General features: G+C 61.8%; 17 protein-coding genes and 2 tRNA genes. All 19 read left to right on the forward strand.

Going from position 1 to position 19,483, the window contains the following annotated elements; genetic code table 11:
• Window positions 1–10 precede the first annotated feature (10 nt).
• The 19 genes from truB to ftsY all read left to right on the forward strand — a co-directional run bounded on the left by truB (window position 11) and on the right by ftsY (window position 19,482).
• On the forward strand, window positions 11–943 hold the full coding sequence (gene truB, locus RX395_RS04955) for a tRNA pseudouridine(55) synthase TruB (protein WP_316365913.1): 933 nt from the start codon (window positions 11–13) through the stop codon (window positions 941–943).
• Window positions 940–1,947 carry a riboflavin biosynthesis protein RibF gene (gene ribF / locus RX395_RS04960; RefSeq protein ID WP_316365914.1) on the forward strand — a complete coding sequence of 336 codons (1,008 nt, stop codon included), beginning with the start codon at window positions 940–942 and terminating at the stop codon, window positions 1,945–1,947. Before truB ends, ribF begins: the two co-directional genes overlap by 4 nt.
• On the forward strand, window positions 1,940–4,048 hold the full coding sequence (gene dnaG, locus RX395_RS04965) for a DNA primase (protein ID WP_316365916.1): 2,109 nt from the start codon (window positions 1,940–1,942) through the stop codon (window positions 4,046–4,048). Before ribF ends, dnaG begins: the two co-directional genes overlap by 8 nt.
• A 110-nt stretch (window positions 4,049–4,158) precedes the next feature.
• Window positions 4,159–5,508 (forward strand): RNA polymerase sigma factor RpoD, encoded by a 1,350-nt coding sequence (gene rpoD, locus RX395_RS04970; protein ID WP_316365917.1) that lies wholly within the window; start codon window positions 4,159–4,161, stop codon window positions 5,506–5,508.
• Window positions 5,509–5,696: 188 nt separating this feature from the next.
• Window positions 5,697–5,771, forward strand: a tRNA-Asn gene (locus RX395_RS04975).
• Between the two features lie 33 nt (window positions 5,772–5,804).
• A tRNA-Asn gene (locus RX395_RS04980) sits at window positions 5,805–5,879 on the forward strand.
• A 195-nt stretch (window positions 5,880–6,074) separates the two neighbouring features.
• Window positions 6,075–6,431 (forward strand): Asp23/Gls24 family envelope stress response protein, encoded by a 357-nt coding sequence (locus RX395_RS04985; RefSeq protein ID WP_022093773.1) that lies wholly within the window; start codon window positions 6,075–6,077, stop codon window positions 6,429–6,431.
• Between the two features lie 27 nt (window positions 6,432–6,458).
• Window positions 6,459–8,120 carry a DAK2 domain-containing protein gene (locus RX395_RS04990; RefSeq protein ID WP_316365919.1) on the forward strand — a complete coding sequence of 554 codons (1,662 nt, stop codon included), beginning with the start codon at window positions 6,459–6,461 and terminating at the stop codon, window positions 8,118–8,120.
• Between the two features lie 10 nt (window positions 8,121–8,130).
• Window positions 8,131–10,308 (forward strand): ATP-dependent DNA helicase RecG, encoded by a 2,178-nt coding sequence (gene recG / locus RX395_RS04995; RefSeq protein WP_316365921.1) that lies wholly within the window; start codon window positions 8,131–8,133, stop codon window positions 10,306–10,308.
• Window positions 10,305–10,961 (forward strand): 16S rRNA (guanine(966)-N(2))-methyltransferase RsmD, encoded by a 657-nt coding sequence (rsmD, locus tag RX395_RS05000; RefSeq protein WP_316365923.1) that lies wholly within the window; start codon window positions 10,305–10,307, stop codon window positions 10,959–10,961. Before recG ends, rsmD begins: the two co-directional genes overlap by 4 nt.
• Window positions 10,954–11,451, forward strand: a complete 498-nt coding sequence (gene coaD / locus RX395_RS05005) for a pantetheine-phosphate adenylyltransferase (RefSeq protein ID WP_316365925.1) — start codon at window positions 10,954–10,956, stop codon at window positions 11,449–11,451. The genes rsmD and coaD overlap by 8 nt, the downstream gene beginning before the upstream one ends.
• Window positions 11,452–11,519: 68 nt before the next feature.
• On the forward strand, window positions 11,520–12,017 hold the full coding sequence (locus RX395_RS05010) for an ATP synthase subunit B family protein (RefSeq protein WP_316365927.1): 498 nt from the start codon (window positions 11,520–11,522) through the stop codon (window positions 12,015–12,017).
• Window positions 12,017–12,571, forward strand: coding sequence for a YceD family protein (locus RX395_RS05015; protein WP_055309521.1), 555 nt, complete (start codon window positions 12,017–12,019; stop codon window positions 12,569–12,571). The genes RX395_RS05010 and RX395_RS05015 overlap by 1 nt, the downstream gene beginning before the upstream one ends.
• A 64-nt stretch (window positions 12,572–12,635) precedes the next feature.
• Window positions 12,636–12,815: a 50S ribosomal protein L32 gene (gene rpmF, locus RX395_RS05020; RefSeq protein ID WP_022094017.1), complete on the forward strand. Its 180-nt coding sequence runs from the start codon at window positions 12,636–12,638 to the stop codon at window positions 12,813–12,815.
• A gap of 87 nt (window positions 12,816–12,902) precedes the next feature.
• Entirely contained in the window at window positions 12,903–13,922 is a 1,020-nt protein-coding gene (gene plsX / locus RX395_RS05025; protein ID WP_316365932.1) for a phosphate acyltransferase PlsX, read from the forward strand.
• A 124-nt stretch (window positions 13,923–14,046) separates the two neighbouring features.
• A complete protein-coding gene (locus RX395_RS05030) occupies window positions 14,047–14,289 on the forward strand; it encodes an acyl carrier protein (protein ID WP_055286398.1) in 243 nt (80 codons plus the stop codon).
• A gap of 3 nt (window positions 14,290–14,292) precedes the next feature.
• On the forward strand, window positions 14,293–15,018 hold the full coding sequence (rnc, locus tag RX395_RS05035; protein WP_195503185.1) for a ribonuclease III: 726 nt from the start codon (window positions 14,293–14,295) through the stop codon (window positions 15,016–15,018).
• 10 nt (window positions 15,019–15,028) lie between these two features.
• Window positions 15,029–18,565: a chromosome segregation protein SMC gene (smc, locus tag RX395_RS05040; protein ID WP_316365937.1), complete on the forward strand. Its 3,537-nt coding sequence runs from the start codon at window positions 15,029–15,031 to the stop codon at window positions 18,563–18,565.
• Window positions 18,565–19,482 carry a signal recognition particle-docking protein FtsY gene (ftsY, locus tag RX395_RS05045; RefSeq protein ID WP_316365938.1) on the forward strand — a complete coding sequence of 306 codons (918 nt, stop codon included), beginning with the start codon at window positions 18,565–18,567 and terminating at the stop codon, window positions 19,480–19,482. Before smc ends, ftsY begins: the two co-directional genes overlap by 1 nt.
• Window position 19,483 lies beyond the last annotated feature (1 nt).

Consider the following 19,483-nt stretch of genomic DNA (forward strand, 5'->3'; position numbering starts at 1 on the left):
TGGATGGTACATGGCTCGTCGTACGCCTTCTCAACTGAATATGCTGCTCGCCGTCGATAAGCCGGTGGGCTGCACGTCCCACGATGTGGTCTCGCAATGCCGACGCGCCCTCCATGAGCGGCGCGTCGGCCATGCCGGCACGCTCGACCCCATGGCATCCGGCGTCATGGTGGTGGGCGTGGGCCAGGCTACTCGTCTGCTGGGCATGCTAACCCTCGATACCAAAAGCTATGTCGCCGACATCTCGTTTGGTGCCGAGACCAATACCGATGATGCGGAGGGCGAGGCGGTCCGCACAGTGGCTGTTGCCAACGAGCTCCGCGATCCTGCCTATGCCCGTGAGCACTTGGCCGCTATGCTGGGCCCGCAGATGCAGGTGCCGCCGGCGTTTTCGGCTATCTCGGTCAATGGCGTTCGCGCCTACAAGTCTGCTCGCGAGGGCAATGCGGTGGACCTACCTCCGCGCCCCGTCGAGGTCTATGCCGCCGACCTGATCGCCGTGGGCGGCGAGGATGATACGTGTGTGTGGACCGTGGCGTTCTCGGTGAGCAAGGGCACCTATATCCGTGCGCTCGCTCGCGACCTGGGCCGTGCCTGTGAGAGCGCCGCACATATTTCCGCGCTGCGCCGCACGGCCTCCGGTGCTGTTTCCATTGGCGCCTGTCATGCGGTGGAGGAGCTTTCTCCCGAGTCCGCCGCTGGCTTTGCCCTGGATCCCATTGCGGCCTTGTGCGCCACGCGTGTTGACTTGCCGGGCAATCTTGCCGACGACCTGCTCTGCGGCCGTCGCATTCCCGTTGAGCGTGCGCTTGCCGATTTCGATGTCTCGAAGGCGCCGTTTGCGCTGGTGCTCGATGGGGGACTCAAGGCGCTCGCCCGTATTGAGAGTGGCCGCTTTGTTATGGAGCACGTGTTTCCGCAGGCAATCGGCGGTGTTCGATGATGTTGTCCGCTCGCGAGCTCGCGCGTGTCTTTTTCGCGGGCGAGTCGGACGAGGCTCGCATCGTTGCTGCCGATAGGTTTGATGAGTGTGAGCACTTGGGTGCCGCATCGATTGCCATCGGCGTGTTCGATGGTGTGCACCGTGGACACCAGGAGCTCATTGCGGCGCTTGTCCGTGATGCCCGTGCCCATGGCTGCAAGGCGGTCGTGGTCACCTTCGATCCCGACCCGGACGTCGTGGTGAGCCCTTCGCCCGCTCAAAAACTGATGACGACGGCCGACCGTCTGCATGCCTTGGCTCAGACCGGGGTCGATGCGGTGGTGGCCGTTCCCTTTACGTCTGAGGTTGCGGCGCTTGACCATGTTGATTTTCTCTCGCTGGTGTCGCGTCTGGTCGACATTCGATCGATTCGCGTTGGCAGCGACTTTAGGCTAGGTCGCGGCGGTGCATTTGGTGTTGACGAGATGCGCGCCTGGGGTGCCGAGCGCGGCGTTGACGTATACGGGCACGACTTGCTTTGCGAGGGCGGTGAGGCCATTTGCGCCACCCGCATTCGTCATGAGCTGGGACAGGGCCATGTGGAGCTTGCTGCTGAGTTACTCGGGCGTCCGTATATGGTGCGTGGCGGTGTTATTCGCGGCCGTCACGAGGGTTCTGGCATGGGCTTTCCTACGGCAAACCTGCAGGTTCCCGTCGGCATTCAGGTGCCTGCCGATGGCGTGTATGAGGGCCTGGTGCTGGTCGATGACACCGCGTGGCCCGCTGCCGTTAACGTCGGACTGCCGCCGACGTATGCCGACGATGCCGCTTCGGCGCATCTCGAGGCCAACTTAATTGGTTATACGGGCGACCTGTACGGCGCCTCCGTTTCGCTGGCGTTTACGCGCTGGCTGCGTCCCTCGCGCGTGTTCGATTCGCTGGATGAGTTGATCGCGACCGTCGAGGGTAATATCGAGGACATTCGTCACAACTTGGGTGAGCAGGGGGTGAGCATCCGTGATTAGCGATGAGGAAAAAGACCAGGTACGCGCTGCGTCTGACCTAGTCGCCATCGTGCAGGAAACGGTTGAGCTCAAGTCCCGCGGCCATGAGTTTTGGGGATGCTGCCCCTTTCATGGCGAAAAGACGCCGTCCTTCCACATTATCCCCGCCACGCAGGTGTGGCATTGCTTTGGCTGCGGCGAGGGTGGCGACGTCTTCACCTATATCATGAAGCGCGAGAACCTGAGCTTTCCCGAGTCAATCCGTTATTTGGCCGATCGCGCGGGTATTGAGCTGCATGACACCGGAGATCGCCGCGAGCGCGGCACCAAGCGTGCCCGCATCTACGATCTGTGCGCCGAGACCGCCCAGTTCTACCACACCATGCTCATGCGAGGTAAGGACGGCCGTCCGCGCGAGTACTTTGCCAGCCGCGGCATGGGCGGCGACGTCTGCCGCCGCTACTGCCTGGGCTTTGCACCGGGCCGTAACGCGCTGGTGTCGCACCTGTCCCAGGCGGGTTTTACCCCGCAGGAGATGATCGACGCCAACGTTGCCGTGAGCCGCGGGCGCGGGCAGCTTGCCGACCGCTTTTACGACCGCGTGATGTTCCCCATCTTTGACGAGCAGGGTCACAACATTGCCTTTGGCGGTCGCATTATGGGCGACGGCCAGCCTAAGTACCTCAACACCGCCGAGACGAGCGTGTTCCATAAAAAGCGAAACCTCTACGGCTTTAATTGGGCCAAGGAGTTTATCGTCGCGCAGGATACCGCCATCGTGGTGGAGGGCTATACCGATTGCATCGCCTGTTGGGAGGCGGGGATTAAAAACGTTGTCGCCACACTGGGCACCGCCCTCACGGAGCATCACGTCAAGACGCTTACTCGCTTTGCCAAGCGCATCGTGTATATGTTCGATGGTGACGCCGCCGGCCAAAAGGCCGCTCGCCGTGCGATTCAGTTTATCGAGCAGGATTCTATGGACCTGCGCTGCGTGGTGCTCCCCGATGGCAACGACCCCATGGAGTTCATCACCGCGCATGGTGGCGAGGCATTGCAGGCGCGCATCGATGCCTCCGAGCCTCTCATGGACTTTGTGTACCGTTCGCTGCAGGAGTCGAGCGACATTACCACGCCGGGCGGTCGCGCCAAGGCGCTGGAGGATGCGCTGACGCTCATCTATCCGCTGCGCGATAGCTATATGATCGATACGTACTTTATCCAGATTGCCGACCTGCTTGGTTTGGACCTGGAGACCGTGCGCGCGAGCTCGGGCCGCGTGTTTCGCGATGTCGCCAAGCGCGAAGATGCGGAACGACGTCGTGAGCAGAACTATGAGCGCCAGCGGGCACAGGCTGAGCGGTCCGGTAGCGCGGGCGGTCGGGCGTCGGGTTCTCGCGATGCCGGTCGCGGTGCTTGGGCATCGGGCGCGACGCCGCCGGTTTCCGCGCCGGTCGAAGAAGAGCCGTACGACTACGTCCCGCTCGATGCCTACGGTGCCGCGCCCGTGGATGTCGTCGATGACCTGCCGCCGATCGACGTACCTGATGGTGTGGGCGCTGTTCCCGTGGCTGATGGTTCGGGCGCACCGGCTACGGCGGCGCCGATGGTTCTTACCGATCTTGAGCGCAAGTCCTTGGCGGGGGAGCGCGAGCTGTTGACAATGCTCACGAGCTACCCTGACCTGTTCCGCACGTATGCCGACCGCATCTGCTCCATCGAGTGGGTTGACCCACGTCACGAGTCCATCGCATGGGCCGTGCTGGCAACGCCGCCGGGAACCGATCCTGCAGCCTGCATGGATGCGGCGCGCTCGGTGTGTCCCGAGGCGGCAACGCTTGTGAGTGCCGGGCGCATCTCGGCGACGAGCAAGCACCCCACCGAGACGAATATCGTTTTTATGCTCGATACGCTCGAGCTCTATACCATCAAGCGCCGCATGCGTGCCGCACAGGCCAAGCTGCGCCAGGATCGTTCGCTCGATGATGAGGCCCGCCGCGCGCTGACCGTGCAGGCCGCGCAGGATTCGCAGCGTCAACGCGAACTGCAAAAGTCGATCGGTGGCGTGGCAGACCCGTTCCGTTTGATCGGTCTGGAGGCCGCAGGCACCGAACAGGCCTAGATGTTGTGGTCAACCAGCGTATTCTCGCCTATATCCAGTCCTCTTTTTGGGTATAGAAGTCTATGTGTGTGCTAAAGTAATGAGTCCTGTGGACTATGAAGGGAGAATCTGTGCCAAAAAAGACTGAGAGCACGGGTACTGGGCTGGAATCCTACGTTGCAAAGCTCATGGGCAACGGCTCAAACAGGACTTCGGTAACCGAGGACGAGATTCAGGTCGCCCTGAAGGATATCGATGTAACTGATGAGCAGCTCACCGCGGTGTATTCCGCGCTGCGCAACAGCGGCATCCAGATTATCTCCGCGAGCGGTAACGACGACGCCCCCATGGACGTCGACGATGACGATACCGATTCTGATACCGACGATTTCGATGACGACGACGAGCATGATTCCGGCTCGCTCGACGATCATGAGCTCAAGATGGCCCGTCAGGCCGACGCCGAGATGGGTTCTTCCAAGAGCAAGAAGAAGCGCACCGTGCGCACGTCCCGTTCACGCTCGCGCGTGCGTGGCATCGATGCCTCCACGGTGATGTTGACCGGTGATCCGGTCCGTATGTACCTCAAGGAGATCGGCAAGGTCGACCTGCTGACCGCCTCCGAAGAGGTCGATCTGGCCATGAAGATCGAGGCCGGTCTTGAGGCCACCGAGAAGCTCGAGGCTGCCGATGCTGGTGAGCTCGAGCTTACGCGTGCCGAGATGCGTCGTCTTACGCGCATTGAGAACGTGGGCCTCGAAGCCAAGCAGGCGCTCATCAGCGCAAACCTGCGTCTGGTCGTCTCCATCGCCAAGCGCTATGTCGGTCGCGGCATGCTGTTCCTGGACCTGATTCAGGAGGGCAACCTCGGTCTGATCCGCGCCGTCGAGAAGTTCGACTACCAGAAGGGCTTTAAGTTCTCCACGTACGCCACGTGGTGGATCCGTCAGGCCATCACGCGCGCTATCGCCGACCAGGCCCGTACCATCCGTATTCCCGTGCACATGGTCGAGACCATCAACAAGCTCGTCCGCGTGCAGCGCCAGCTCCTTCAGGACCTTGGTCGCGACCCGACCCCCGAGGAGATCGGTGCCGAGATGGACATGAGCGCCGACCGCGTCCGCGAGATCCAGAAGATCTCGCAGGAGCCCGTGTCGCTCGAGACCCCCATCGGCGAGGAAGAGGATTCTCAGCTGGGCGACTTCATCGAGGACTCCCAGGCCATCGTTCCGCCCGATGCGGCCAGCTTCTCCATGCTGCAGGAGCAGCTCACCCAGGTGCTCGATTCGCTTGCCGATCGTGAGCGCAAGGTTATCGAGCTGCGCTTTGGCCTTGTCGACGGACATCCCCGCACGCTCGAGGAAGTCGGTCGCGAGTTTGGCGTTACGCGCGAGCGCATCCGCCAGATTGAGTCCAAGACCCTGGCCAAGCTCCGCCATCCCAGCCGTTCGAGCAAGCTGAAGGATTATATCGAGAGCTAGTCAAGCAAGAAGCGCCCTCAAGCACATCCGCTTGAGGGCGCTTTCATGTAGTCGTTGGGGACGTTCTTGAATGACTACTCGTTTAAGAACGTCCCCAATGACTGGGTCGGAAAATTTCTTAAAAAAGTTCTTGCCCTGAGCTGATTCGTCCGTATAATAAACTTCGTTGCTTGAGAGCACGCACCTATTCCTCGGTAGCTCAATGGTAGAGCACGCGGCTGTTAACCGCGCTGTTGTAGGTTCGAGTCCTACCCGGGGAGCCAGAATTTTCCAGCCCTTTCTGTTGGGCTTTAAATTCCTCGGTAGCTCAATGGTAGAGCACGCGGCTGTTAACCGCGCTGTTGTAGGTTCGAGTCCTACCCGGGGAGCCAGGTTGTAAAACCCGTCGCTTATGCGGCGGGTTTTTTCATGCCGCGATCGCCGTTCGCGAACGTTACCATATCAACATTTCGTGTCGAGGATGTAATCCCGAGGCCCGCCACCTCAACATGGCGCGGTCGTTGTAGAATATTGCAATGATTGCTCCCACGACATGGTGCCGCGAGCACCAAGAAAAGGAGATTCTTGTGTCTGAGACCATTAACGGCAGCCTGAGCGTCTCGAACGACGTTATTGCCGATATTGCCGGTTATGCCGCGATGACGTGCTATGGCGTTGTCGGTATGGCTGAGCAGCTCCAGGGCGCCGAGAGCGTGCGCCTGCTTGCCGGTCAGCGCCTCCGCAAGGGTGTGCTTGTCTCCGCCGACGAGAACGGCCTTACGGTCGATCTTCACGTCGTGCTCGAGAACGGCGTCAACATGAAGTCCGTCTGCCACAATCTTTCGAGCTCCGTTGCCTTCACTCTGCAGGAGATCGCCCAGATCGATCCCGCCAGCCTTAAGATCGGCATCCACATCGACGCGCTCAAGAGCCGTCTGAACTAGCATCCGAAAACGGAGATTCAAATACCCATGATTGCAAAGACCATTCGCACCTGTTTTCCGATCGCTGCGGCTGCCGTTTCCGACAAGGCCGAGGAGATCAATAAGCTCAACGTCTTCCCCGTACCCGATGGCGATACCGGCACCAATATGTCGCTCACGCTCGCCTCGGTGACCAAGGAGCTTTCCGCCCTTCCCGCCGATGCCGACATGGAGGCCATCGCAGGCGCCATCACCCACGGCTCCCTTATGGGCGCCCGCGGTAACTCCGGCGTCATCACCTCGCAGATTCTGCGCGGCGTGGCCGAGGGTCTTGTCTCCGCCGACGAGCCCATTACGTCCGCCAACATTGCCTTCGCCTTCCGTCGCGCCGTCAAGGTCGCCTTCCAGGCTGTCCGCAAGCCCATCGAGGGCACGATCCTCACGGTCCTGCGCGATGTCTCGACCAAGGCCGATGAGTGCGAGAAGAAGAAGTTCTCGGCCGAGGACGCGCTCGATGCCATCGTCGTCGAGGCCTACCAGTCCGTCGCCCGCACGCCCGACCTGCTGCCCGTTCTGAAGGAGAACGGCGTGGTCGACTCCGGCGCCTTTGGCTTTGCCATCTTCCTGGAGAACTTTGTTGCCGCCGCGCTTGGCCGCAGCACCGTTGTTGAGGATTTCTCCGCCACGTTTGATTCCGCCGGCTCTGCCCGCGACGCGGCCCTCGGTCGCGTTGAGATCGAGGCCAACGACGATTGGGAGGGCTCGGAGTTCCGCTACTGCAACGAGTTCCTCTTTAAGGCCGACGCTCCGTTTGACGAGGACGAGTGCCTTAAGTTCCTGGGCTCCATGGGCGACTGCGAGCTGCTCGTGGGTGCCTACCCCGACTACAAGATTCACGTGCACTCCAACACCCCCAACCTGGTGCTCGAGCACATGCTGCAGCTCGGTCAGATTTACGAGGTCTTTATCCACAACATGGAGATGGAGGCCCACGACCGTACCGCTAAGATTCACGAGGACCAGGAAAAGGCCGCCGAGCCCGCCAAGGCGCTGGGCTTTGTCGCCGTTGCCGCCGGTTCTGGCGAGGCCGACATCCTCAATTCCCTCGGCGTTGACGTGATCGTCTCGGGTGGCCAGACCATGAACCCCTCGACCGCCGACCTGCTGGGCGCCGTCGACCAGGTCAACGCGACCTCGGTCATCATCCTGCCCAACAACGGTAACATTCGCATGGCTGCCGAGGCCGCTGCCTCTGCCTGCACCGATAAGAAGGTCGCCGTCGTTCCTACCAAGACCGTCCCGCAGGCCTTCTCCGCGCTGTTCGCGGTCCTGCCCGATTTCGAGCTCGAGGACGCCGTCGCCGCCATGGTCGACGCCATCAGCGAGGTCCGCGATGGCGAGGTCACCCGCGCCGTGCGCGATTCCAGCGCCTCTGACGGCTCTCCGATTCACTCCGGTGACGTCATGGGCATCATTGCCGGCTCCATCGATGTGGTCGGCTCTGACGTGAAGCAGGTCACACTCGACTGCATCAACCGCATGCAGGAGGAAGAGGAGGGCGACGCGCTGACGATTCTGGCCGGCGAGGAGCTGTCCGATGAGGCCTTCCAGGAGATCGTCGACGCCATCGAGGAAGCTCAGCCCGACTTGGAGATTGACGCCCATCGTGGCGAGCAGCCGCTCTATCCCGTGATCTTCTCGATCGAGTAGGCATCTGCCCATGTCCGAGCTCTGCTCCGTGCCGCGCGTCTCGGAGCGCTTTGCCCAGAGCAATGCGCTCGACGAGGATATCGCGCGACTCAAATATGTTTCGGGTAAACGTGAGGAGGCCCTTCGCCGTCTGGGAATTAGGACGGTGGGGGACCTCCTTCTCCATATCCCTCATCGATACCTCGACTTTACCCGTTCGTGGTCCATCGAGATGGCGCCCATCGGTACCGTGTGCACCATCATCGCCACGGTCGACCGCATCGTCCAAAAGCAGCCGCGTCCGCGCATGCAGGTGACCGAGGTATCGCTGGTGGACGAGACGGGCGTGTTGCAGGTCGCCTTTTTCCGCCAGCCCTGGATTGCCCAGCAGCTTAAACAGGGCGACCGCCTGGCCGTGATGGGCAAGGTCGAGTTTGCCTACGGTTTTAAGCAGATGGCCTCGCCGCACTTTGAAAAGCTCGATGACGGGCGTGCTGCGGGCACCATCCTGCCGGTCCATTACGTGAGCGATGGCGTGAGCCAGGCGTGGATGCGCCGCATCGTAAGCGGCGCGCTCGAGGTCGTCGGCAATCCGTTCGATCCGATTCCCGCGCCGCTGCGCGCAAAGCGGAAGCTCATGAGCAATGCCCGCGCGTTGCGTTCGATCCACTTTCCATCGAGTATGGCAGAGCGCGATATCGCGCGCGCACGGCTTGCCTACGAGGAGTGCCTCTACCTTCAGCTGGCGCTGCGCCTGCGCAACGACGGCGGCCTGGTCGATGTGGTTCCCTATGCCCACACCGCGGGCGAGCACCTGGCCGCGCTCAAGCAGGCCCTGCCGTTTTCGCTGAGCGACGAGCAGGAGGCCGCGTTCCAAGATATCCTGCACGATATGTGCGATGGCGGGCGCGTGATGAACCGTCTGCTGCTGGGCGATGTCGGTACCGGTAAGACCGCCGTTGCCGCCTGCGCGCTGGCTGTGGCTGCCGATAGCGGCACGCAGGCCTGCGTTATGGCGCCCACGGGCGTGCTGGCGCGCCAATATGCCGATAAGACCGGCCCTCTAATCTCGCAGGCCGGCATGTCCTGGGCGCTTCTGACGGGTGCCACGCCGGCCTCAGAGCGCGAGCGCATCCATGCACAGCTGGAATCGGGTGAGCTCGACGTCCTCTTTGGCACCCACGCGGTGCTTTCGGATAACGTTACGTTCAAGCATCTGTCACTCGTGGTCATCGACGAGCAGCACCGGTTTGGCGTCGGCCAACGCAACGCCCTGCGCGCGAAGGGCCCCGGTGCCGATCTGCTCGTTATGACGGCAACGCCCATCCCGCGTACGCTGGCGCTTTCGGTCTACGGCGATCTGGACACGAGCATCATCCGCCATCGGCCCGTCCCTGGCGCTGGCGTGACGACAAGCGTACTCACCGAGTCGAGCCGTGACCTCGCCTATGGAGCCATCCGCGAGGCGCATGAAAAGGGTCAGCAGGCCTACGTGATTTGCCCGCTCGTGGAGCCGAGTGATTCGACCGATGAGCTGGAAGACGTGCCCGGTATTGCCCGCGACGATGAGGGCCGCGTAACCGTCCCCGTGCCGCTGCACGATACGGCGACCGAGCTCGATCGCCTGCGTTTGGCGTTGCCGGGTCTTGCCATCGAGCGCCTTCACGGCCGTATGCCAGCGGGGGAGAAGGATCAGGTTATCGATGCCTTCAAGCGTGGCGAGATTGACGTGCTCGTCTCGACTACGGTGGTCGAGGTGGGCGTCGACGTGCCCAATGCCACCGTCATGGTCATCGAGAACGGCGAGCGCTTTGGTTTGGCTGCCCTGCACCAGCTGCGCGGTCGCGTGGGCCGTGGCAGCGTGTCGGGCACGTGCCTGGTCATGGCGCACTCCAAGGGCAACGGCGGCGCATCGGCGGCGCAAGACCGTCTCCAGTCGCTCGAAAAGACTTCGGACGGCTTTACTCTCGCCCAGATGGACCTGCGCCTGCGCCATGAAGGCGAGATCCTGGGTTATCGCCAGCATGGTGGCGTGAGCCTGCGTTTTGTCGACCTGGATGCCGACGAAGAACTGATCGAGTGGGCCCATTTGGACGCGCTCGAGCTCTTGCGGTATGCTTGCAACCTTGACTCTGTGGCGACGCGTCCCTTGCGCGACGCGGTCGTCATGCGTTATCGACATATCTTTAAGGAGGTCAGCGGAGGATGAGAATCATCGGCGGCGAATGGCGTGGTCGTAAGATCGAGGAGCCCCGTGGTCGCGATGTCACCCGCCCCACGACTGATCGCGTGCGCGAGGCGTGCGCATCTATGGTCATGTCGGCATTCGATTTCGATTTGGACGAGGTTCGTGTGCTGGACGCCTTTGGTGGCTCCGGTGCCCTAGGTATCGAGATGCTCTCTCGTGGGGCCCGCTCGCTCACGACGTTTGAGATCGATCGCAACGCCGCGCGGCTCATTACCAAGAATATCGAGTCGCTCTGCCGTGACCGTGCGCGTTGGCGCGTGGTGACGGGCGACATGCTGATGAGTGCCTCGCGCGGTCGTGTGCCGGGCGGCCCCTTTGATCTGGTCCTGCTCGACCCGCCGTATGCTTTTGGCGCCGAGCCGGTCGAGGAACTGCTGCAGAATCTGGCCCAGCAGGGTCTGCTTGCACCTGGTGCTTATGCCCTGTTTGAGCATGCCGCCGCCGATGCGGGCGCGCATCCGGCAGACTTTGAGACTGTACGTGAGAAGCGCTACGGCATTACCTCGGTCGACCTGCTTCGTTGGGCCGGCGATGACGATGGTGAGGGCGATAGCGCCGGCGCAGATGCCGACAACAACGATGCCACGACGCTTCAGGAGGACGTCCATGAATGACACCATCAACCGCGTGATCGTCCCGGGCACCTTCGATCCCATCACGTTTGGCCATATCGATGTGATCCGCCGCGCCCGCCGTATCTTTCCCAGCGTGATCGTCGCTGTTGCCGAGTCGCAGGGTAAAAACGGTGTGGGCACCACGTTTATGCTCGATGAGCGCGTGGCGCTGGCCCGCGAGGCGCTCGGTGAAATCGACGGCGTCGAGGTCCTGCCCTTTACCGGCCTCTTGGTCGACTTCGCTCGCGAGCAGGGGGCGGGTGCCGTGGTCAAGGGCCTGCGCGCCATGACCGACTTTGAGTACGAGCTGCAGCAGGCCGACCTCAACTACCGCCTGGATAACGAGCTGGAGTCCATCTTTGTCATGAGTGCTCCGCAGTACGGTTACATCTCGAGCTCGGTCGTTCGCCAGATCGCCTCGCTCGGCAGCGATGTATCGACGTTTGTGCCGCCCAACGTGGTCGAAGCGCTCAGACATCGCTTTTCGTGACGTTTTTTATTGCCTGGTGGCATGTGGTAAACTAGCACGATGATATGTTACCTATGAAAGGAGACCGGATGCCGGGCGAGAATTTTCCTGGCGATAGGATCGTCAGCTTGGTCGATGAGCTCGAAGGGCTGATCGAGGAAGCCAAGCCGCCTTTCGGCAAGAACGCTCAGTTCAAGGTCATCGACGCCGACGTGTTCTTCAACATCCTCGACGAGATCCGCATGAGCTATCCCGATGAGTGGCAGAAGTCCCGCCGTATCCTTAAGGAGCGCGAGGAGCTTATGGCTTCCGCCGCCGCTCAGGCCGATTCCATCATCGCCGACGCTCAGCAGCAGGCCCTCACCATTGCCGGTGAGCAGGAGATCGTCCGACTTGCGCAGCAGCAGGCCGACGACATCCGCGATCGTGCCCAACAGTATGAGCGCGAGACTCGTTATGCCGCCGAGGACTACGCAGAGCAGGTCTTTACGCACCTGGAGGAGAACCTCAAGAGCCTGACCGGCACCGTTACCCGTTGCCGTCAGCAGCTCAACGAGGGTGCCGCCCAACAGAATGGTCAGTGGTAATGGCTGAGTTCCCGAGCGTTACCGTCGATCTTTCCGAGCAGCTCGAGTTTCCTGGAGATTCGTATCCGCTGACCGGTAAGGTCGATGTCGCCACCTACACGGTGGGCGAGAAGGAGTACCAGCTTCAGGACGGCATCGACTACGACGTTGTCTTTACCAATGCCGGTACCGGTGTCTTGCTCACGGGTATGGTCCGCGCACACGCCACTGGCGAGTGCGACCGTTGCCTGGAGCCCGCTTCGTTTGATATTGCCGGTGAGATTGAGGAGTTCTACCTCTTTGAGGAGCCCGAGGATCCCGAGGCCTACGAGGACGGCTACGAGCTCCTGGGTGAGGACCGTATCGTCGATCTGGGTGAGCCTATCAATGACGCGGTCGTTATGGACACGCCGTTTGTGGTGCTCTGCAAGCCCGATTGCCGTGGTCTGTGTCCCACATGCGGTTGTAATCTCAACGTCGAGCAATGCGATTGCGCCGCCCAGGCAGAGGCAGAATGGGCCGCTGCCACGGAAAATCCATTTGCAGCATTGAAGAATCTCAAGCTTGATGAGTAAAACTGTGGTAGTATCGCTACTTGCGCGTAATCGCCACACTGGATAGTTCATAAGGAAGGTCACTATGCCCGTACCTAAACAAAAGCAGGGTCGTATCCGCACTCACACCCGTCGTTCCGCCAACATGAAGATCTCGGCTGCGGCTCAGTCCACGTGCCCCCGTTGCGGCGCTGTCAAGCTTCCGCACCACGTGTGTCCCAGCTGCGGTTTCTACAAGGACCGCGAGGTTATCGTTACCGAGTAACGGTATACTCTGGATGCGATGCCGTTCCAAATGGAACCACAATGGCCGGCTCAATGAGTCGGCCATTTTTGTATAAGGAGCATGTATATGAGTAACGTTTGCGTTTGTGTAGACGTTGTGGGCGGAGACGAGAAACCTCAGGTTGTTCTCGATGGTATCGAGGCTGCACTTACCGCCGATCCCGATATCGAGGTCTTGGCAGCTGGCCCCGCCGAAATCGTCAATCCCTTTGCCGCTTCCCATGCACGTGTTGAGGCCCTTGAGGCACCTGACGTTATCGCCATGGATGACGATCCCATTCGCGCCGTGATGACCAAGCGTAAATCGTCGATCGTGCTTTCTTGCCGCGCCATTAAGAAGGGCAACGCGGATGCGTTCTTCTCCGCCGGCTCGACCGGTGCCATGACCGCCGCTGCCACCGCCTACGTGACGCCGTTTAGGTATCAGGCCGAAGGCAAGAAGCAGCCGGTGCGCCCCTGTCTGACCAATGCGCTGCCCAATCGCGCCGGCGGTCTGACGGTGCTGTGCGACATGGGTGCCAACCCCGATGTCGAGGTTGACGATATGGTGCGTTTTGCCCAGATGGGCAGCGCCTATGCCCGCGTCGTCCTGGGTATCGAGCATCCTCGCGTGGGCCTGCTTGCCAACGGCACCGAGGACGAGAAGGGCTCTAACTTTACCAAGGCCTGTTTCCCTGCTATGAAAGCCGCCGTTCCCGGCTTTGTTGGTAACTGCGAGGGCACCGACCTCACCTCAGGCAACTTCGATGTCGTCGTTGCCGATGGTATGTCGGGCAATATTGCGCTCAAGGCCACCGAGGGCGCTGCCAAGTTTTTGCTGCAGGAGCTCAAGGGTGTCTTTATGTCTTCGCTTGGCACCAAGATCGCCGCGCTGCTCATCAAAAAGCAGATGCGCGAGATTGAAGCCAAACTCTCTGGCGACGCCAAGGGCGGCGCGATTCTTTTGGGCCTGCGCGGCGTGGTCCTGATCGGCCATGGCGCCACCTCAGTCGAGGCTGTCAAAAACGGTACGCTCGCGGCGGCCGAAGCCGTGCGCGCCGGGCTGGTTGAGAATGTCGCCAACTCTATGGACGGTATCGTTTTATAAGAGCGAGTTAGAGCGCTGTTATGTGCTTCGCGGCGCACGTCGTGGGGTAGAATCAGAACCGTGTCTTGGTACCGCCCGGGCGGTACCATTCTTTTGGTATTCATGCACTATGAGAGGAAGCGCTATGGACCGCTCCGAAATCTTCGACAAGATCGCCGAGGTCGCTGCTGACGTTCTGGGCGTCGATGTTGCCGAAATTAGCGAGGAGACCACCTTTGACGACCTCGATGCCAACTCGCTCGAGCGCCTGCAGCTGGTTACGGCTATCGAGGACGAGTTCAACCTCGAGATCGATGACGAGACCCTGCTCTCGCTCAACTCTGTCGCCGACGCCGTCGACGCTATCGAAGCTGCCAAGGAGGCCTAAGTCTTGGCTTTATCCGACCGACTTACGCGCGCCCAGGAAATCCTGGGCCACGAGTTCAACAATAAGGTGCTGCTGCGCGCGGCGCTTACGCATCCCTCGGCAGTCGAGGGCCAGCCGGTTTCTGCCAGCTATGAGCGCCTTGAGTTCTTGGGCGATTCCATTTTGGGCGCTGTGGTCGCACGCTCCCTGTTTGAGTCCTATCCGGAGTTTGACGAGGGCAAGCTCACGCGCTTGAAGGTGTCGCTTGTCTCGGGCGCTACGCTGTCCGAGGTTTCTCACGAGCTGGGCATCGACGACATCATCATCTTTGGTGCCTCCGAGACCGGTACCGGTGCGCGCGGCCTGCATTCGGCGCTTGAGAACGTCTATGAGTCGCTCGTGGGTGCGCTGTACCTGGATGCCGGCTGGGATGCGGCGGCGGAGTTTATCCATCGTACGCTTAAGCCGCATTTGGCTTCCGAGCGTGCCGAGCATCCTGCGAACCCCAAGTCGTTTTTGCAGGAGTGCGTGCAGGCCGACGGTCACGAGCCCCCGGCGTATAAGCTCGTTGGCTCCGAGGGCCCGGCGCATGCGCCCACCTTTACCGCCGTGGTGTTGATCGATGGTATTCGTCAGGGTCGCGGCTCCGGCTCCTCAAAGAAGGAAGCCGAGGGAGCCGCCGCGCTCGAAGCGCTCGACCGCATGGGTTACACCACCAACGGCGTGATTCTGAACAAGAAGCACGTGTAAGCGAGGAACCGTGTATCTCAAGTCCCTCACGCTCAAAGGGTTCAAGTCGTTTGCCGACCGCGCCCATATGACGTTTGAGCCGGGTCTGACCGTCATCGTCGGTCCCAACGGCTCGGGAAAATCGAACATCTCCGACTCGATTCTGTGGGTCCTGGGCGAGCAGAGCGCCAAGCAGCTGCGCGGCCAGGCCATGGAGGATGTCATCTTCTCGGGCTCGTCGGCTCGCAAGCCGGTGGGTGTCGCCGAGGTCACGCTGGTGCTCGATAATTCGGATCATATGCTGCCCGTCGATTTTGACGAGGTCGCCATCACCCGTCGCATGTATCGCTCGGGCGAAAGCGAGTACCTCATCAATTCGAGCCCGTGCCGCCTGATGGACATTCAGGACATCCTGCACGATTCCGGCCTAGGCAAGGATACGCATTCCATCATCAGCCAGGGCAAGCTCGACGCCATTTTGCAGAGCCGCCCCGAGGAGCGCCGCGCCCTCATCGAGGAGGCCGCCGGCATCTCCAAGCACAAGCGCCGCAAGGAGCGTGCGCTCAAAAAGATTAAGTCGATGGACGAGCACCTGACGCGTGCCCGCGACATCAATAAGGAAATCGCCCGCCAGCTGCGACCGCTGGAGCGTCAGGTCGATCGCGCGCGCAAGTACAAAGAGCTGTCCTCGCGCGCGAACGAGCTTACGCAGATGCTGGCTGTCGACGAACTTCGTTCGCTGCAGTCGCAGTGGAACGACCTGGAGAGCCGCTCCAAAGAGGGTGCGGCCGAGCTTGAGCTTGCGCAGTACCGCTTGGACGAAAAGGAGCGCGAGCTCGAGAAGCTTCAGGTCATGCTCGAGGAAAAGGGCCTGTTTGTGGGCGACCTGGGCGAGCAGCGTCGTCATATGCAAGATGTGGTCGGTCGCATTAACTCCGATATGCGCCTGCTTGAGGAAAAGGGCCACAACATGGTGTCGCGCCTGTCTGACATGCGCGGGCAGATTTCGAGCTCCGAGCATCAGCGTCGTCGCGTTGTCGAGGAGCTCGAGGACGCGCGTGCGCAGCTTGAGGAAGTGACCGGTGCGCACAGGCAGGCCCAGGAGGACGTTGACGCCGCTGGTCCTGCCGCCGCTGAGCTCCACGAGCGGCGCGTGGCGCTCGACAATCAGATTTCGCAGCTTACGCGTGGGCAACGCGATGTGCAACGCGTGGCCGATAATGCCGCGCTCGAGCTCGCCAAGGTGAAGGATTCCTTGAGCAATGCCGAGGTCGAGGACAACATGTATGCCTCGCGCCTGGAGCAGATTGACGAGCAGCTCGAGGAGGTCACGGCCTCGCTCGAGAGCCGTCGCGACCGCGCCGAGGAGCTTGAGGGCGCTCTTGAGGAAGCGCGCCGGGCTCAGGTCGATGCGCGTGAGGCCACCGAGACGGCACGCGCGGCCCTGAAGGACCTGCGTGCCCGCGAGAGCGAGGCGCGCAACAAGTTATCCGAGGTGCGCTCGGAGCTTTCCAGCCAAAAGAAACTCGATTCCCGTATGGCCGACAGCTCGCCGCTCGTGAGCCGTCTGGTGGGTGCGCTGGGCGACGATGTCTCGGGTCGTCTGGGCGACGTGCTCGAGGCCCCGCGCGAGCTTGAGGGCCTGGTGGAGCAGCTGCTTGCCGGCGATATCGATGCCCTGTTGTTTGATGACGCCGCCACGCTTGAGCGTGCCGGTCGTGCGGCTCTGGACCAAAAGAAGGCCTCGGGTGAGGCGCTGCTGGTGGCGCGCGGCGTGAGCGGCTCTGCTGCCGCCGAGGGCGCTGCCGGTTCGCGTCTGGTCGATCGCCTTTCCGTGCGTGCCGGTTATGGTCCGATTGTCGAGGCGCTGCTCGGTGGCTATTACGTGGTCGATGACTTGGCTGCCGCGCTGGCTGCGCCTGTCCTTGACGGTGTGACCTATGTGACCCCCGATGGCGCCCGCGTAAGCTGTGGCGGCCTGGTGCGCGTGGGCCTCGATGCCGGCGAGGCGTCGGGTGCCCTGGAGCGCAAGCGTCGTATTCGCGAGCTGGAGGGCTTGGAGCCCGATTTGGCTGCCGTGTTTGAGCATGTGTCGGATCAGGTCGTCGAGGCCAATGCGGCCGTTGAGGAAGCGCGTGCCGCTGAGGGCGATGCCGCCGGCGAGATCGCCCGTCTTGAGGGCGAGCGCCGCTCGTTGCTCTCCGAGATCGGCCGCTTGGAGCAAAGCGCCAACAATGCCGAGGTCGAGCGCGTGCGCATCTCCAAGCGCCGCGAGCAGGCCTCCGAAGCCGTTCGCGCTGCGCGCCCGCGCGTTGACGAGCTCACCCGTTCGCGTGACGAGGCGCGTGCACAGGCAAGCGACCTGGGCTTGCAGATTGCCGAGGCCAACGACGAACTCGACCGCGTTCGCCGTGACGATTCCGAGGCCGCCGGTAAGCTCGCCGATGCCAAGGTGCGTCTGGCCCAGACGAGCGAGCGCCTGCGTTCGCTGAAGGGCCGCGTGCCCGACCTGGAGCATCGCTTGGAGGGCATCGACCGCCGTATCCGCGGAACACGCCAGGCTTCGCGCTCGCTCGAGCTGCTGCGCCTGCGCGTCGACCCCATGCACGAACGCTATTCTGCCCTGTTGGAACGCGCATCGGATTGGGCAGCGCGTCTGCGTGACCAGGCCTCTCTGGAAGAGGCGGACTCCGCTTCGCTCAAGAAGACCATCGAGGATGCCAAGGCCGAGGTCTCCCGTGCCAAGGAGCGGGTTGATGTCGCCACGGTGACGCAAAATGAGTTCAAGGTTGCGCGCGGCAAGCTCGAGGTGCAGGTAGAGGCCGCCATTAAGGCCATTACCGCCGATGGCACTACGGTGCTCGAGGAAGCGCTCATGCTTCCTGCTCCTACCGACCGTGATGCCGCCGAGCGTGAGCTCAACCAGCTTGTGCGCCAGATCAACAACCTTGGTCCCGTTAACCAAGTTGCTATGGAGGAGTACGAGCAGCTCAAGCGCCGTGCCGATTACATCGAGGAGCAGCTGGCAGATCTGGAGAGCGCGCGCAAGGCGCTCACCAAGATCACGGTGGCCATTGATCGCAAGATGCGCAAGGCGTTCCTGGTGACGTTTGAGAAGGTCGATGCGAACTTCCGCGAGATCTTCGCTATGTTGTTCCCGGGCGGCCAGGCACATCTGGAGATGACCGACCCCGAGCATCCGGCCGAGACAGGCATCGAGGTCGTGGCGCAGCCGCGCGGCAAGCGCATCACCAAGATGATGCTCATGTCGGGCGGCGAGAAGAGCCTGACGGCGCTCGCCCTGCTCTTTGCCGTGTACCGCACGCGCACGGTGCCGTTCTATGTGCTGGACGAGGTCGAGGCGGCGCTTGATGACGCCAACCTGTCCAAGCTCATCGGAGCCCTCGATGTGCTGCGTTCCGATACGCAGCTCTTGGTTATCTCGCATCAGCGCCGTACTATGGAGGACGCTGACGTTCTCTATGGCGTCTCGATGCAAGCCGACGGCGTCAGTCGCGTCGTCTCGCAAAAACTCGATCGCGAAACCGGAAAGGTCGTGAATGCATAATGGGATTCTTCGATGCTCTCTCGCGTGGACTTGAGCGCAGTCGCGAGGCCCTCAACGAGGTCTTTTACTTTGGCGGCGAGGTCGACGAGGATTTTTGGGAGGACCTGGAGGACACCCTCGTCATGGGTGACATGGGCGCCGAGGTCGCCATAAAGGTCTCCGATGACCTGCGTGATGCCGCGGCTAAGAAGAACCTCAAGACCGCCCCGCAACTCCGTCGCGCCCTGGCCGAGCAGCTTGAGCAGCACTTTGTGCCCATCGAGCGCGATCCGTTCTCCGATACGCCGAGCTGCGTGCTGTTTGTGGGCATTAACGGTGCCGGCAAGACCACGACGGTCGGTAAGATCGCGAGCGCCATGGCCGCCCGCGGCAAGAACGTCGTGATCGGTTCGGCCGATACCTTCCGCGCTGCCGCTATCGAGCAGCTCGATGTGTGGGGCCAGCGCGCTGGCGTCCCCGTCATCAAGCGCGACCGCGGCTCCGACCCGGCAAGTGTTTGCTACGACGTGCTCGACGAGGCCGACAAGCGCGGCAGCGACCTGGTGCTCATCGATACCGCCGGTCGTCTGCACACGAGCCCCGAGCTCATGCGCGAGCTTGCCAAGGTGGTCAATGTGACCCGTAAGCGCGCCGCCAATATGGCCACCGGTCCCATGCCCGTCTATGTCGTGCTCGTGATCGATGCCGCAACGGGCCAAAACGGCCTCAACCAGGCGCTCGAGTTTAACGAGGCGCTTGGCCTGGACGGTATTATCATGACAAAGCTCGACGGCACGGCAAAGGGCGGTATCGCCATGGCCGTGGCCGAGAAGCTCAAGCTTCCCATCCTGCGCATCGGCGTGGGCGAGCAGGTCGATGACCTGCAGGAGTTTAATGCCAAAGATTTCTGCCGCGCCCTGGTGGGCGAGTCCAACTAAG

Source organism: Collinsella aerofaciens, assembly GCF_032584215.1.
Classification (GTDB): Bacteria; Actinomycetota; Coriobacteriia; order Coriobacteriales; family Coriobacteriaceae; genus Collinsella.